Source organism: Arthrobacter sp. PAMC25564 (assembly GCF_004798705.1).
GTDB lineage: Bacteria > Actinomycetota > Actinomycetes > Actinomycetales > Micrococcaceae > Arthrobacter.
The window spans coordinates 2,124,858-2,139,215 of record NZ_CP039290.1; the positions used below are offsets into that span (position 1 = coordinate 2,124,858).

11 protein-coding genes and 1 pseudogene are annotated in these 14,358 nt (G+C 65.8%); 9 read left to right on the forward strand and 3 right to left on the reverse strand.

The window, feature by feature from the left end; all coding sequences use genetic code 11:
- Nucleotides 1-34: 34 nt before the first annotated feature.
- Nucleotides 35-1,078 carry an LLM class flavin-dependent oxidoreductase gene (locus tag E5206_RS09845; protein ID WP_136322331.1) on the forward strand — a complete coding sequence of 348 codons (1,044 nt, stop codon included), beginning with the start codon at nucleotides 35-37 and terminating at the stop codon, nucleotides 1,076-1,078.
- Nucleotides 1,079-1,700: 622 nt separating this feature from the next.
- On the opposite strand, the gene E5206_RS09855 is transcribed toward E5206_RS09845, so the two are convergent.
- From E5206_RS09855 to E5206_RS09865, 3 genes are all read right to left on the reverse strand, one after another.
- The gene (locus E5206_RS09855; protein ID WP_240689625.1) at nucleotides 1,701-2,528 is read right to left on the reverse strand and encodes an IclR family transcriptional regulator; all 828 of its coding nucleotides are present in this window, start codon (nucleotides 2,526-2,528) and stop codon (nucleotides 1,701-1,703) included.
- Between the two features lie 94 nt (nucleotides 2,529-2,622).
- Nucleotides 2,623-3,879, reverse strand: a complete 1,257-nt coding sequence (locus E5206_RS09860; protein ID WP_136322332.1) for an aminopeptidase P family protein — start codon at nucleotides 3,877-3,879, stop codon at nucleotides 2,623-2,625.
- Between the two features lie 60 nt (nucleotides 3,880-3,939).
- Nucleotides 3,940-5,217, reverse strand: a complete 1,278-nt coding sequence (locus E5206_RS09865) for an MFS transporter (RefSeq protein ID WP_205759890.1) — start codon at nucleotides 5,215-5,217, stop codon at nucleotides 3,940-3,942.
- A gap of 348 nt (nucleotides 5,218-5,565) precedes the next feature.
- On the opposite strand from E5206_RS09865, the gene glyA reads away from it, so the two are divergent.
- The 8 genes and pseudogenes from glyA to E5206_RS09905 all read left to right on the forward strand — a co-directional run.
- Entirely contained in the window at nucleotides 5,566-6,876 is a 1,311-nt protein-coding gene (gene glyA, locus E5206_RS09870; protein ID WP_136322334.1) for a serine hydroxymethyltransferase, read from the forward strand.
- The gene (locus E5206_RS09875; RefSeq protein WP_136321436.1) at nucleotides 6,873-8,093 is read left to right on the forward strand and encodes a sarcosine oxidase subunit beta family protein; all 1,221 of its coding nucleotides are present in this window, start codon (nucleotides 6,873-6,875) and stop codon (nucleotides 8,091-8,093) included. Before glyA ends, E5206_RS09875 begins: the two co-directional genes overlap by 4 nt.
- Before the next feature lie 14 nt (nucleotides 8,094-8,107).
- A complete protein-coding gene (locus E5206_RS09880) occupies nucleotides 8,108-8,437 on the forward strand; it encodes a sarcosine oxidase subunit delta (protein WP_136321435.1) in 330 nt (109 codons plus the stop codon).
- Nucleotides 8,434-11,376, forward strand: coding sequence for a 2Fe-2S iron-sulfur cluster-binding protein (locus E5206_RS09885; protein ID WP_136321434.1), 2,943 nt, complete (start codon nucleotides 8,434-8,436; stop codon nucleotides 11,374-11,376). Before E5206_RS09880 ends, E5206_RS09885 begins: the two co-directional genes overlap by 4 nt.
- Nucleotides 11,369-12,016: a sarcosine oxidase subunit gamma family protein gene (locus E5206_RS09890; protein WP_136321433.1), complete on the forward strand. Its 648-nt coding sequence runs from the start codon at nucleotides 11,369-11,371 to the stop codon at nucleotides 12,014-12,016. The genes E5206_RS09885 and E5206_RS09890 overlap by 8 nt, the downstream gene beginning before the upstream one ends.
- Complete coding sequence (locus E5206_RS09895; protein ID WP_136322335.1) at nucleotides 12,017-13,408, forward strand: L-serine ammonia-lyase; 1,392 nt, start codon at nucleotides 12,017-12,019, stop codon at nucleotides 13,406-13,408.
- Between the two features lie 161 nt (nucleotides 13,409-13,569).
- On the forward strand, nucleotides 13,570-14,055 hold the full coding sequence (locus E5206_RS09900; protein ID WP_136322336.1) for a glutathione peroxidase: 486 nt from the start codon (nucleotides 13,570-13,572) through the stop codon (nucleotides 14,053-14,055).
- 43 nt (nucleotides 14,056-14,098) lie between these two features.
- Nucleotides 14,099-14,355, forward strand: a pseudogene (locus tag E5206_RS09905) (L-serine ammonia-lyase, iron-sulfur-dependent, subunit alpha); the annotation flags it as partial.
- Between the last annotated feature and the right edge of the window lie 3 nt (nucleotides 14,356-14,358).

The following is a 14,358-nucleotide window of genomic DNA, read 5'->3' on the forward strand; positions in this document are numbered from 1 at the left end:
CCTCACAGCACTGCACTGCAATCAGGAGAAAATCATGGAACTCGGCGCTTACAGCTTCGGCGACACCCCACGCAATCCCGACGGGACGCTCCGTCCCAACGCCGAGGCGATCGGCAACCTCTTCGAGGCAATCGTCCTGGCCGACCAGGCAGGCCTGGACTACTTCGGGGTGGGCGAACACCACACCCTGGACATGCCCGCCTCCTCGCCGGGGACCGTGATCGCCGCGGCGGCTGCAGCGACGAAGCAGATCAAGCTCGGCAGCGGTGCGAACATCATCAGCACGGACGACCCGGTGCGGGTGTTCCAGCAGTTCGCCACCGCCGATGCCGTCTCCGGCGGCGGCAGGGTGGAAATTACCGCCGGCCGCGGATCCTCGGTGGAGACCTTTCCGCTCTTCGGTTACGACCTGAATGACTACGACCGGCTCTACGCCGAAAAGCTGGACCTTCTGATGACCATCAACAACAGCAAAACCGAAAACGTGACCTGGTCCGGGACGGTCCGGCCCGCGCTACAGGAGCTGGCCATCGTACCCCGGCCGGTCAACGGCAGGCTGCCACTTTGGCTCGCAACCGGGGGCAGCGCCCCGTCTTCGGTCCGCGCCGGAAAGCTAGGCCTACCCGTCTCCTACGGCATTCTCGGCGGGGCCCCGGCAAGGTTCGCCCCGCTGGCAGAGCTGTATCGGCAGACCGCCGCTCAGGCAGGACACACCGGCGAGGACATCAAAGTCTCCGTGGCGGCCCTCGGCCTGATCGCCCCCACGAAGAAGGAAGCACTCGAGCGCTTCTACCCCGGCTGGTACAACCTGAACATCGAAATGGGCAAACTCCGCGGCTGGCCCGCACCGGACAAGCGCCAGTTCCTGTCACAGGCGGACATCTCCGGCGCGTACTACGTCGGAGATCCGGATGAAATCGCCGAGCGCATCGTGGACCTGCACAACCACATGGGACACATGCGCCACTTCCTGCAGATGGACATCGGGGGCCTGCCCCAGGAACACTTCCTTGAATCCCTCACCCTGCTCGCCACCGAGGTCAAGCCCCGCGTCGAACGCCTCCTGGCCGGCAAATAGACCACGCACGCACACCACGCATCATTCCCCGGCTTCTCAACAGTGCCTGGCCGACGACGTCGCAAGTTCAACACCGCCAAACCGGGCTCGGAAACCGCCATTGTGAATCTCCGCACCTCGGCTTCCTGCGGTCGTCGATGCTCGAAGTCCTATGCACGGTGAAGGATCCGCTAACGGGACGTGGGGACTGGACTAAGGTGCCAAATAGCGCCGCAAGAAACGTGCCAAATAACTCTGAAAGTCACAGTGTTGTCATTTTCCTCTAAGTCGTCTGCACTGGATCCTGCGGAAGTGCGGGGTGGTGCAGGCGGCTCCGGACATGGAAGAGCTCGAAGTCGCCCGGACCAACCGCGATAGTGATCGAAAGTCGTCGGCACCACTCAACATCGGCCCGGGAGCCGTTCTCTTGGGCGTTCCGTTGGCTCTGCGCGGTCAGCGTCTCTGGTGGGCGGGGCGGCAGGTGGCGGTAGAGGCTGGATCGGGTGATGCCCGTGGCTTGCACAATCTCCGAGAGGGGAACCCTTGGTCACTTCCAGCCAAAGTCCCGGACCCCAGGCTCACGGTTCGGGTTGAATCCCACGCGCCGCAAGGTCCCGGCGGGTCTTGGTGTGGCTCCGTGTTCCTAGCTTGGGCCGTCTTGTTCTGCGCCTTTGGGCGGACGTCCGCCCAGGCGCGTGGTGACCCGGTGTGCTGCGGCTGCGCATGCTTCGCCCAGGTTCTGCAGTCTGTCCTGTGAGACGCGGAACCGGGGTGCCGGGATCAGGATGGCGGCCACGATGTCGCCGCGGTGGTCGTAGACGGGTGCTGCCACGCCTACCTCGTCGATGGAGGATTCGCCGTAGTTGATGGCCCAGCCACGACGGGTCACGTCCTTAAGTCTGATCTGGTAGGCCTCGAGGCTGGTGTCGTCGAGTCCCGGATAGGTGATGGCTCCGCTGCGGAGCAGGGTACGGACCCGTTCGGCGGGTTCGGCGGAGAGGAAGACCTGTATGGAGGAGCTCATGGCGTCCTTGTAGCTCGCGCCGAGCGGGGTGGTGTGTTTGATCTTGTGGTGGCTGGCGATCTGTTCCACGCATATCGATTCGGTGCCGTTCCATACCATGAGGGCGCTGGTTTCTCCGGTCTGTTCGGTGAGTTCACGCAGGACGGGGTAGGCTACGCGCCGTTCTTCCAGTTCGGCCAGCAGTGGTCCGGCGACGGCGATCAGCCCCAGGCCCAGGCGGAATCGGCGTGTTTCCGGGTCCCGTTCCACCAGGTGTTCCTGTTCGAAGGTGGCCAGGATCCGGGAAACGGTGCTTTTGTGCAGGCCGATCCGGTTGGCGATCTCGGTGACTCCGAGCAGCGGCTCGTCTGCGCTGAAGGTCCGCAGCACGGCGATGGCGTTGACGATGACGGAGGTGCCCTTGGTGTCGCCGTTTCCGTTGGTCTCGGGAGTTTCTGCTGGGGTCATAGTGTTTACCATCATTCCGTATGGGAGCCGAAAAGCGGCGCCACGGTGGACGTGGCGCCGCTTCCTTGCGGTTATGCTTCCGGGCCGCGGGGTGTCAGGCGCTGATGATGTTGTGTTCCGGGCCGAAGGGGAATTTGGTGATGTTTTCGGCGCCGTCGTCGCCGACCACGAGGATGTCGTGCTCGCGGTAGCCGCCGGCGCCGGGCGCACCGTCCAGGACGGTGATCATCGGTTCCATGGAGACGACCATGCCCGGTTCCAGCACGGTGTCGATGTCCTCGCGGAGCTCCAGGCCGGCTTCCCGGCCGTAGTAGTGGCTCAGGACGCCGAAGGAGTGCCCGTAGCCGAAGGTCCGGTTCGCCAGCAGCCCGTGGGAGACGTAGATCTCGTTGAGTTCGGCGGCGATGTCCTTGCAGACCGCGCCGGGTTTGATCAGTTCCAGGCCGCGCTTGTGGACCTCGACGTTGATGTTCCACAGTTCCAGGGAGCGGGCGTCGGGCTCGCCCAGGAACAGGGTCCGTTCCAGCGCGGTGTAGTAGCCGGAGGTCATCGGGAAGCAGTTCAGCGACAGGATGTCGTGTTCCTGGAGCTTGCGGGTGGTGGCCCAGTTGTGGGCGCCGTCGGTGTTGATGCCGGACTGGAACCAGACCCAGGTGTCGCGGATTTCGGAGTCCGGGAAGGTCCGGGCAATCTCGTGGACCATCGCTTCGGTGCCGATCAGGGCGACTTCGTATTCGGTGATGCCGGTGGTGATGGCGTTGCGGATGGCTTCCCCGCCCAGGTCGCCGATGCGTGCGCCGTGTTTGATGACGGCGATTTCTTCGGCGGACTTGATCATGCGCTGGCGCATGGCGGCCTGGGCGACGTCGACGAGGGTGGCGCCGTCGAACGCGGCCTGGATCTTGTTGCGGTTGTCCAGCGGGAGCGAATCGTCTTCGACGCCCAGGCGGCGGGGGTTGATGCCGCGGGTGCGCAGGGCTTCCTGGATGGCGAAGATGTAGTTGTCCCGGCGCCAGTCGGTGTAGACCACGTTGTCGCCGTAGCTGCGGCGCCACGGCATGCCGGCGTCGATGTTGGCGGTGACGGTCACGGTGTCGTCTTTGGTGACCACCATGGCGTAGGAACGGCCGAAGTATGTGAAGAGGAAATCGGAGTAGTACTTGATGGAGTGGTAGCTGGTCAGCACAACGGCGTCCAGGTCCTTCGCTGCCATGATCGACCGCAGTCCGCTGAGCCGGCGCTCAAATTCGGCGTTGGAGAAGGTCAGCTTTTCCTTCTGCCCGTTGTGCAGGACCTTCAGGCGCTCCAGTTCAGAGACGTTCGAGGCGTTCGTTGATGCTGTGGTGGTCATGATGGTGATGTCCTTCTTTGGTGCTGTTCTTATGGGTGGGGAAAGTTGGGGCGGGCCGGACTATTCGTGGCGCAGTGGTTCTTTGCTGGTTTCGCGGGAGAGTGCGACGGCGATCAGGGAGATGACTGCGGCTGCGGCCAGGTACCAGGCCGGGGCCAGATTGTTGTGCGTGGCGGCGATCAGGAGGGTGGCCACGAAGGGGGCTGTGCCGCCGAAGAGCGCGTTGGAGAGGTTGAAGCTGACGGCGAAGCCGCTGTAGCGGACGCGGGTCGGGAACATTTCGGCCAGGAAGCTGGGCAGCGTGCCGTCATTGAGGGTGAGCATTGCGCCGAGCAGGATCTGGACCAGGACGATGATCAGGAAGTTTCCGGTGCCCAGCAGGGCGAAGGCCGGCACGGTCAGCACGATGAAGGTGATGGATGCTGCGATGAGTACCTTCTTGCGGCCGAAGCGGTCCGAGAGCATTCCGGTCAGGAAGATGAACCCGATGTACGTCACCAGGGCGATCGTGGTGGCCAGGAAGGATTCGGCTTTTCCGAGACCCAGTTCCGAGGACAGGTACGTGGGCATGTAGCTGAGGATCACGTAGAAGCCGACGGCGTTGAGCAGCACTGCTCCGACCGCCTTCAGCAGCAGGCGCCAGTGGTTCCGGAACAGGCTGGATACCGGTGCCTTGATGGCATGGTCCTCGGCTGCCAGTTCGCGGAACACCGGGGTGTCTTCGAGCTTGGTGCGGATGTAACGTCCGATCAGGCCCATCGGGGCCGCCAGCAGGAACGGAAGACGCCACCCCCAGCTTTGCATTGCATCGGAGCTGAGCAGGACTGTCAGCAGGCCCGCGAGCAGGGAGCCGAGGAGCAGGCCGGCGGCCGTGCTGGCGGGGACGACCGCGGCGTACAGGCCGCGCTTGTTGGCCGGGGCGTACTCCACCAGGAACGCGGACGCTCCGGCGTATTCACCGGAAGCGGAGAAGCCCTGGGCGACCCGGACGACCAGGAGCAGGATGGGGGCCCAGATGCCGATCGAGTTGAACCCCGGTATCAGGGCGATGCAGAACGTCGCTCCGGACATGATCAGGATTGACAGGGAAAGTGCGGTCCGGCGCCCGACCTTGTCGCCGATGTGGCCCCAGACGAAACCGCCGAGCGGCCGCACCAGGAACGAGATGGCAAACAGCGCGAACGTCAGCAGAAGCCCGGTCTGGGGATTGGATTCGGGGAAGAAGACCGTGGCGATTGTTGCGGCCAGGTAGCCGTACACCGCGTAGTCAAACCATTCAACGAAGTTACCGATGAAGCTGGCAGCAATCACCCGCCGGCGGGTTTCCCTGCTGACCACGGGGTGTCCTCCGTCAGGGCCGGACCCGCCGGCCGTGGAAGGGTGAGGGGACGCGGGGGCGGGATCCCGCCGGGACTTCTTGTCCGGGAGGGTTGCCGCTGGGTTTGGTTCGTTACTCATATGTCCACCAATGAAAATTTGGGTTGCATTGAACGCAACGCTGTTGCATCAGATTATCCGTGAGCTGAAACACAGTCAAGGGTTTATGGATGGCCTCAAAAGAAATATGTTTACACCGGGCAAGAGGCGTGAAGTGATTGACGCAACACCGTTTGCGTCTTAGAGTTGCATTCAACGCAACAGTGTTGCATAAGTCTATAAGTTTCCTTAGTAACGAAAGAGGCCGCCATGACGGGCACCCTGAACGAATCACTGGCCAGCGTCGACGCCGAGGTCGACGCGGCCATTGCCCGGGAGCTGGACCGCCAGCAGTCGACGCTGGAAATGATCGCTTCGGAAAACTTTGCCCCCACGGCCGTGATGACGGCCCAGGGTTCCGTGCTGACCAACAAGTACGCCGAGGGGTACCCGGGCAAGCGGTACTACGGTGGCTGCGAACACGTTGATGTGATCGAGCAGCTCGCCATCGACCGGGTCAAGGCACTTTTCGGCGCCGAACACGCCAATGTCCAGCCGCACTCCGGCGCGCAGGCCAACGCTGCGGCGATGTTCGCGCTGCTGGATCCGGGGGACACCATCATGGGCCTGGACCTGGCCCACGGCGGGCACCTGACCCACGGCATGAAGATCAACTTCTCCGGCAAGCTGTACAACGTCGTGCCGTACCATGTGCGCGAATCAGACATGACCGTGGACATGGCCGAGGTGGAGGCGCTGGCGCTGGAACACCGGCCCAGGCTGATCGTGGCCGGCTGGTCCGCTTACACCCGGCAGCTGGATTTTGCCCAGTTCCGCCGGATCGCGGACCTGGTGGGCGCCTACCTCATGGTGGATATGGCCCACTTTGCCGGCCTGGTGGCCGCGGGGCTGCACCCGAACCCGGTGCCGTACGCCGACGTCGTCACCACCACCACGCACAAGACCCTGGGCGGCCCGCGCGGCGGCGTCATCCTCAGCCGCGGGTCCCTGGCCCGCAAGATCAACTCCGCTGTTTTCCCCGGCCAGCAGGGCGGACCGCTGGAACATGTGATCGCGGCTAAGGCCGTGTCCTTCAAGATCGCCGCAAGCGAGGACTTCAAGGACCGCCAGCAGCGCACCCTGGAAGGGGCCAGGATCCTGGCCGGGCGCCTGCTCGCCCCGGACGTCGCCGAATACGGGATCTCCGTGGTGGGCGGCGGCACCGACGTCCACCTGGTCCTGGTGGACCTGCGCAACTCCGAGCTGGACGGCCAGCAGGGCGAGGACCGCCTGCACCGGATCGGTATCACCGTGAACCGCAACGCGGTCCCGTTTGACCCCCGCCCGCCGATGGTCTCTTCCGGGCTTCGGATCGGCACCCCGGCGCTGGCCACCCGGGGCTTCGGCCCGGCCGAATTCACCGAGGTTGCCGACATCATCGCCGAGGCCATCAAGGGCGAACTCAGCGAAGAGTCCGCCGTGCTGCTCCGCGACCGGGTCACGGTCCTGGCCGAGAAATTTCCGCTTTACCCGAATCTTTCCGGCACTGCCGGAACCTCCCCGAACGGAGTTGCACAGTGACGACCGAACACCTGCCGGAGCACCCCGAGTTCCTGTGGCACAATCCGGACCCGAAGAAGTCCTACGACGCCGTGATTGTCGGCGGCGGCGGACACGGGCTGGCGACGGCGTACTACCTGGCCAAGAACCATGGCATGACCAATATCGCCGTGCTGGAAAAGGGCTGGCTCGCCGGCGGCAACATGGCCCGGAACACCACGATCATCCGCTCCAACTACCTCTGGGACGAGAGCGCGGCGATCTATGAGCACGCGCTGAAGCTGTGGGAGATCCTGCCGGAAGAACTGGACTACGACTTCCTGTTCAGCCAGCGCGGCGTGATGAACCTTGCCCACACCCTGGGCGATGTCCGCGAAAGCATCCGCCGGGTCGGAGCGAACAAGCTCAACGGCGTCGACGCCGAGTGGCTGGACCCGGCCCAGGTCAAGGAACTCTGCCCCATCCTGAACATCAGCGACAACATCCGCTACCCCGTCATGGGCGCCACCTACCAGCCGCGCGCAGGCATCGCCAAGCACGACCACGTCGCCTGGGCCTTCGCGCGCAAGTGCGACGAACTCGGCGTGGACATCATCCAGAACTGCGAAGTCACCGGCTTTATCAAGGACGGCAACCGCGTGGTGGGCGTCAAGACCAGCCGCGGCACCATCAACACCGAAAAGGTCGGCCTCTGCGCTGCCGGACACAGCAGCGTCCTGGCCGAAATGGCCGGCTTCCGCCTGCCGATCCAGTCCCACCCGCTCCAGGCGCTCGTGTCAGAACTGCACGAACCCGTCCACCCCACGGTGGTCATGTCCAACCACGTCCACGTCTACGTCTCCCAGGCGCACAAGGGCGAACTGGTCATGGGCGCCGGCGTGGACTCCTACAACGGCTACGGACAGCGCGGCTCCTTCCATGTCATCGAGGAGCAGATGGCGGCCGCCGTGGAGCTCTTCCCGATCTTCGCCCGGGCCCATGTGCTCCGGACCTGGGGCGGGATCGTGGACACCACCATGGACGCCTCGCCGATCGTGGGCACCACCCCGGTCGAGAACATGTTCGTCAACTGCGGCTGGGGCACCGGAGGATTCAAGGGCACCCCCGCGGCCGGCCTGACCTTCGCCCACACCATCGCCACCGGTGCCCCGCACCAGCTCAACAAGCCCTTCGCACTGGAACGCTTCGAAACCGGTGCCCTGATCGACGAACACGGCGCCGCCGCCGTCGCCCACTAGAAAGAGGTAAGGACATGCTCCTGATTTCATGCCCCAACTGCGGGGCACGCGACGAAACTGAATTCCACTACGGCGGCCAGGCCCATGTGGCCTACCCGGAAAGCCCTGACGCCCTGAGCGACCGGGAATGGGCCGAATACCTGTTCTACCGCGACAACACCAAGGGTGCCTTCGCCGAACGCTGGGTCCACAGCACCGGCTGCCGGCAATGGTTCAACATGCTCCGGGACACCGTGAGCTACGAAATCCAGGCCATTTACAAGATGGGCGAAAAGCGCCCCGACGTGGGACCTGCAGCCTCTGCAGCAACCACCGCCATCTCCCCGGAAGGAGCCCAGAAGTGACCAGCCAGAACGCCCGCCTCGCCACCGGCGGCCGCATCGACCGCAGCATCACCTGGCGGTTCACCGTGGACGGCCAGGAATTCACCGGCCACCCCGGCGATACCATCGCCTCGGCACTCCTGGCCAACGGCCGGATCAGCGCCGGCAACTCCCTTTACGAGGGCCGCCCCCGCGGCATCATGGCCGCCGGCGTCGAGGAACCCAATGCCCTCGTGAAGGTCGCCGCCCGGTTCCCGGGGCACGTGGCCGAGTCCATGCTCCAGGCCACCACGGTGTCCCTCGTGGACGGACTCGCCGCCGAGCTGCTCAACGGACTTGGCAAGCTGGATCCGGACGAGGACCAGGCCGAATACGACAAGAAGTACGTCCACACCGACGTCCTGGTGGTGGGCGGCGGCGTTTCCGGCCTGGCCGCGGCCCGTGAAGCAGTCCGCACCGGTGCCCGCGTCATCCTGATCGATGACCAGCCCGAGCTCGGCGGCTCACTGCTTTCCGGCTCCACGGCCCCGGCGCTGCAGGACACCGTCGAGGGCAAGCCTGCCCTGGAATGGATCGCCGATGTGGAGGCGGAGCTGGTCTCCGCCGCCGAATGCACCGTGCTCAACCGCACCACGGCCTTCGGTTCCTACGACTCGAACTACTTCATCGCCGCGCAGAACCGCACGGACCACCTCTCCGGCCCCGCGGCGCCCGGTGTGTCCCGCCAGCGCATCTGGCACATCCGTGCCAAGCAGGTTGTGCTGGCCCCCGGCGCCCACGAGCGCCCGCTGGTCTTCGAAAACAACGACCGCCCCGGCATCATGCTCGCCTCCGCCGTCCGCAGCTACCTCAACCGCTACGCCGTGGCAGCCGGATCGAAGGTGGTCATCAGCACCACCAACGACTCCGCCTACGCACTCGCAGCGGACCTGTTAGCAGCCGGGGTCACCGTGGCCGCCGTCGTGGACGCCCGTCCGCAGCTAAGCGAAACGGCAGCCGCCGCCGGCGCAGCAGGCATCCGGGTCCTGATCGGTGCCGCCGTTGCCGACACCGCCGGGGACAGCACCGGCCGCCTCGCCGGCGTCACCGTCCGCAGCATCAACGACGACGGCGAACTCACCTCCGGCGTCGAGCAGCTCGCCTGCGACCTGCTCGCCGTATCCGGCGGCTGGAGCCCGGTAGTCCACCTCCACTCCCAGCGCCAGGGCAAGCTCCGCTGGGACGAGGAACTCGCCGCCTTCGTGCCGGCCGCCGCGGTCAAGGACCAGCAGGTCGTGGGATCCGGCCGCGGCAGCTACGCACTGACGGACTGCCTGGCCGAGGGCACCTCCGCCGGCGCAGCAGCCGCCATCGCCGCGGGCTTCACCTCCGCCGTCGTCCCCGCCGGGCCCAAGGCACCGGTGGCCTCCGCCCCGATCCGCCAGCTCTGGCTGGTCCCCGGCCAGGAAGGCACCCCCGGGCAGTGGCACCACCACTTCGTGGACTTCCAGCGCGACCAGTCCGTCGCCGACGTGATCCGCTCCACCGGGGCCGGGATGCGCTCCGTGGAACACGTCAAGCGCTACACCTCGATCAGCACCGCCAACGACCAGGGCAAGACCTCGGGCGTCAACGCCATCGGCGTCATCGCAGCGGCGCTGAAGTCCGGCGGCGCGGAAACGGCCGGCATCGGCGGGATCGGCACCACGGCCTACCGTGCACCGTTCACCCCGGTGGCCTTCGCAGCCCTGGCCGGACGCCAGCGCGGGGAACTCTTCGACCCGGCCCGCAAAACGTCCGTCCACCCGTGGCACGTCGCCCAGGGAGCCTTGTTCGAGGACGTCGGACAGTGGAAGCGCCCCTGGTACTACCCGCAGTCCGGCGAGGACATGGACACCGCGGTGCTGCGTGAATGCGCCGCCGTCCGCGACTCCGTGGGCTTCATGGACGCCACCACGCTGGGCAAGATCGAGATCCGGGGCAAGGACGCCGGCGAATTCCTGAACCGCATCTACACCAACGCGTTCAAGAAGCTCGCCCCGGGCTCGGCCCGCTACGGCGTCATGTGCACCCCGGACGGCATGATCTTCGACGACGGCGTCACCTTGCGCCTGGACGAGGACCGCTTCTTCATGACCACCACCACCGGCGGCGCCGCCAAGGTCCTGGACTGGCTGGAGGAATGGCACCAGACCGAATGGCCCGAACTGGATGTGCACTGCACCTCCGTGACGGAACAGTGGACCACCATCGCCGTCGTCGGCCCGAAGTCCCGTGCCGTGATCGCCAAGCTCGCCCCGCAGCTGGCCGCCGACGGCGGCCTGGACGCCGAGGCATTCCCGTTCATGACCTTCCGGGAGACCACGCTGGCCTCCGGGGTGCAGGCGCGCATCTGCCGCATCTCCTTCTCCGGCGAACTGGCCTACGAGATCAACGTGCCGTCCTGGTACGGGCTCAACACCTGGGAGTCCGTGGCCGCCGCCGGGGCAGAGTTCAACATCACCCCGTACGGCACCGAAACCATGCACGTGCTGCGCGCCGAAAAGGGTTACCCGATCGTCGGGCAGGACACCGACGGCACGGTCACCCCGCAGGATGCCGGCATGGAATGGGTCGTGTCCAAGGCCAAGGACTTCATCGGCAAGCGTTCCTACAACCGCAAGGACGCCGCCCGCACCGACCGCAAGCACCTGGTCAGCGTCCTCCCGGTGGACGGAACGATCCGCCTGCCTGAAGGAACGCAGCTCGTGGAAAAGGGCATCACCGTCAACCCCGCCTACGGCCCCGTGCCCATGCAGGGGTTCGTGACCTCCAGCTACCACAGTGCCGCGCTGGGCCGGTCCTTCGGCCTGGCCTTGATCCACAACGGCCGCAACCGCATCGGTGAGACCCTCGTGGCCTCAGTCGGAGACCAACTGGTCGACGTGGTTGTTGGCGAAACCGTACTTTTCGACGCTGAAGGGACCCGCAAAGATGGCTGAGACAACCGCACCAGCAGAAGCACACGTCAACGGACTCCGGGCTGCCCGACGCAGCCCGGCCTCGCACCTCGCCGAGGCCTTCGCGGCCGGCTCCGTGCCGGGTACCGTGGAGCTGAAGGAAATCCCGTACCAGACGATGGTGGGGATCCGCGTTGAGCGAGGTTCCGACGCCGGGACGCGCATCGCATCCGTGACCGGCGGGCTGCCGGCCTCCTGCGGCGACGTCAACGGGGCTGCGGTCAACGGCGCTGCCGTTTTGTGGCTCGGACCCACAGAGTTCATGGTCGTCGCCCCGGAGGAGTCGCACGACTCCCTCGGCGGATCGCTGGTCAGCGATCTCACGGCGGCACTGGGCACCGGCGAAGGCCAGGTCGTGGACCTCTCCGCCAACCGCACCACCTTCGAACTCGCCGGCCCCCGGGCCCGTGCAGTACTCGAGAAGAGCTGCTCGCTGGACCTCCACCCGTCGGTGTTCAAGACCGGGACCGCCCTGGCCACGGAAATCGGACACATACCGGCCGTGCTCTGGAAGACCGCGGAGGAGACCTACCGGATCTTACCGAGGGCCTCGTTCGCCGAGTTCCTGGGGCGCTGGCTCCTGGACTCCATGCGGGAGTACGCCTCACCAGAGGTCCCCTAAATGGCCCTGAGCGTGCTCGACCTGTTTTCTGTTGGCATCGGGCCCTCGTCCTCACACACGGTCGGCCCGATGCGGGCAGCGAAGCAGTTCACGGACGGTCTTGAATCGTCCGGCCAGCTTGCGGCCACGGTACGCGTCCAGGCCGAGCTTTTCGGCTCCCTGGGCGCCACCGGCCGCGGCCACGGCTCGGACAAGGCCGTGGTGCTGGGGCTGCAGGGACAGTCCCCGGAAACCGTGGACACCCGCACCGCCGACGACCAGGTTGCCGCTGCCGCCCTCGACGCCGAGCTGCGCCTGGGCGGCAGCCACCGGGTGGACTTCAACTGGGACGAGGACGTGGTCCTGCACCGCCGCAAGTCCCTGCCGGCCCATCCGAACGGCATGACCTTCCGCGCGCTGGACCACACCGGGGAGGTGCTGGCCGAACGCAGCTACTACTCCATCGGCGGCGGCTTCGTCGTGGCCGGCGACGCCGCCGGCACGGACAAGGTTGTCGCCGACACCACCGTGCTCCCCTACCCCTTCACCACGGCGGATGAGCTCCTGGCGACCTGCGCCCGCGAAGGCAAGTCCATCTCCGACATCATGCTCGCCAACGAACTCGTCTGGCGCAGCGAAGCCGAACTCCGGGAGAAACTGCTGGCGCTCTGGGCGGTCATGCGCGAATGCGTCGACAACGGCTGCGCCGCCGAGGGCATCCTGCCGGGCGGGCTGAACGTCAGGCGGCGGGCGCCGTCGCTGTTCAGGACGCTCTCGGCCACCGACGCGGAACTGGACGGCTCGGCCTCGGCCGACCCGCTGCTCGCGATGGAGTGGGTAAACCTGTTCGCCCTGGCCGTGAACGAGGAAAACGCCGCGGGCGGCCGGATCGTCACCGCGCCCACCAACGGTGCGGCGGGGATCGTGCCGGCGGTCCTGCACTACTACACGAAGTTTGTGCCGGGCGCCAACGACGACGGGGTCATCCGCTTCCTGCTGGCCGCGGCCGCCGTCGGAATCCTGTTCAAGATCAACGCCTCCATCTCCGGGGCCGAGGTCGGCTGCCAGGGCGAAGTCGGATCGGCCTGCTCCATGGCGGCCGCCGGGCTCTGCGAAGTCCTCGGCGGCACCCCGGCGCAGGTGGAAAACGCCGCCGAAGTCGGCATCGAACACAACCTGGGCCTGACCTGCGACCCGGTGGGCGGGCTCGTGCAGATCCCCTGCATCGAACGCAACGCCATCGCCAGCGTCAAAGCCATCAACGCCGCCCGGCTGTCCCTGCACGGCGACGGCAGCCACAAAGTATCCCTCGACAAAGCCATCAAAACCATGCGCGAGACAGGAGCAGACATGAAAACCAAATACAAGGAAACCTCCCGCGGAGGCCTCGCCGTGAACGTGATCGAGTGCTGAACCATGACAGCCATCCAGACTGAAACCAAGCCTCGGACGGCACCCGCGCAGGCGCGCGGCGTGGAGGGCACAAATCCGTCCCGGCGTGCGTCGGTGCCACGTGACACGCGGAGCCCTTTCCGGGACACCACTTCGGACCAACAACTTTGCGAGGACTCCCCATGACCGCTCTGCACTCCATTCAACTCACCCTCATCGACGGCACGGAAACTGACTTCGGCCGCTTCAAGGGGGAGGTGGTGCTGGTGGTGAACGTCGCGTCCCAGTGCGGATTCACGCCGCAGTATGCAGGGCTCGAGGCACTCCACAACAAGTTCCGGGAGCAGGGCTTCGCGGTGCTGGGGGTGCCGTGCAACCAGTTCGCCGGGCAGGAGCCGGGGGCTGACGCCGAGATCGCCGAGTTCTGCGAACGCAACTTCGGCGTGACTTTTCCGCTGACCGCCAAGGCGGACGTCCATGGCGAGGACCAGCACCCGCTCTACGCAGAGCTGACCAAGTTCAAGAACGCCGATCTTCCCGACCAGGTGCAGTGGAATTTCGAGAAGTTCCTGGTGAACCGAGACGGCGGGGTTGTAGCGCGCTTTACCCCTGCCGTGGAGCCTGACTCGCCCGAGGTCATTGACGCCGTCCAGGCAGCCCTCGCATGATCCTGGCAGGACCAGAGACAAGGCCCCGGACCTATTCCTAAGTATGCTTACTCCGGCGCAGGTGGAGAACGCCGCCGAAGTCGGAATCGAGCACAACCTGGGGCTGACCTGCGACCCCGTGGGCGGGCTGGTGCAGATCCCTGCATCGAACGCAATGCGATCGCCAGCGTCAAAGCAATCAACGCCAAAGTGTGGCCCGACAAAGCCATCAAGACCATGCGCGAGACAGGAGCAGACATGAAAGCCAAATACAAGGAGACCTCCCGCGGAGGCCTTGCCATGAACGTGATCGAGTGCTGAACC

What these genes read in the sequence shown, in the direction of transcription:
- E5206_RS09845 (WP_136322331.1), top strand. Translation starts at nt 35, where the DNA reads ATGGAACTCGGCGCTTACAGCTTCGGCGACACCCCACGCAATCCCGAC.
- E5206_RS09855 (WP_240689625.1), bottom strand. Translation starts at nt 2,528, where the DNA reads ATGACCCCAGCAGAAACTCCCGAGACCAACGGAAACGGCGACACCAAG.
- E5206_RS09860 (WP_136322332.1), bottom strand. Translation starts at nt 3,879, where the DNA reads ATGACCACCACAGCATCAACGAACGCCTCGAACGTCTCTGAACTGGAG.
- glyA (WP_136322334.1), top strand. Translation starts at nt 5,566, where the DNA reads ATGACGGGCACCCTGAACGAATCACTGGCCAGCGTCGACGCCGAGGTC.
- E5206_RS09880 (WP_136321435.1), top strand. Translation starts at nt 8,108, where the DNA reads ATGCTCCTGATTTCATGCCCCAACTGCGGGGCACGCGACGAAACTGAA.
- E5206_RS09890 (WP_136321433.1), top strand. Translation starts at nt 11,369, where the DNA reads ATGGCTGAGACAACCGCACCAGCAGAAGCACACGTCAACGGACTCCGG.
- E5206_RS09895 (WP_136322335.1), top strand. Translation starts at nt 12,017, where the DNA reads ATGGCCCTGAGCGTGCTCGACCTGTTTTCTGTTGGCATCGGGCCCTCG.
- E5206_RS09900 (WP_136322336.1), top strand. Translation starts at nt 13,570, where the DNA reads ATGACCGCTCTGCACTCCATTCAACTCACCCTCATCGACGGCACGGAA.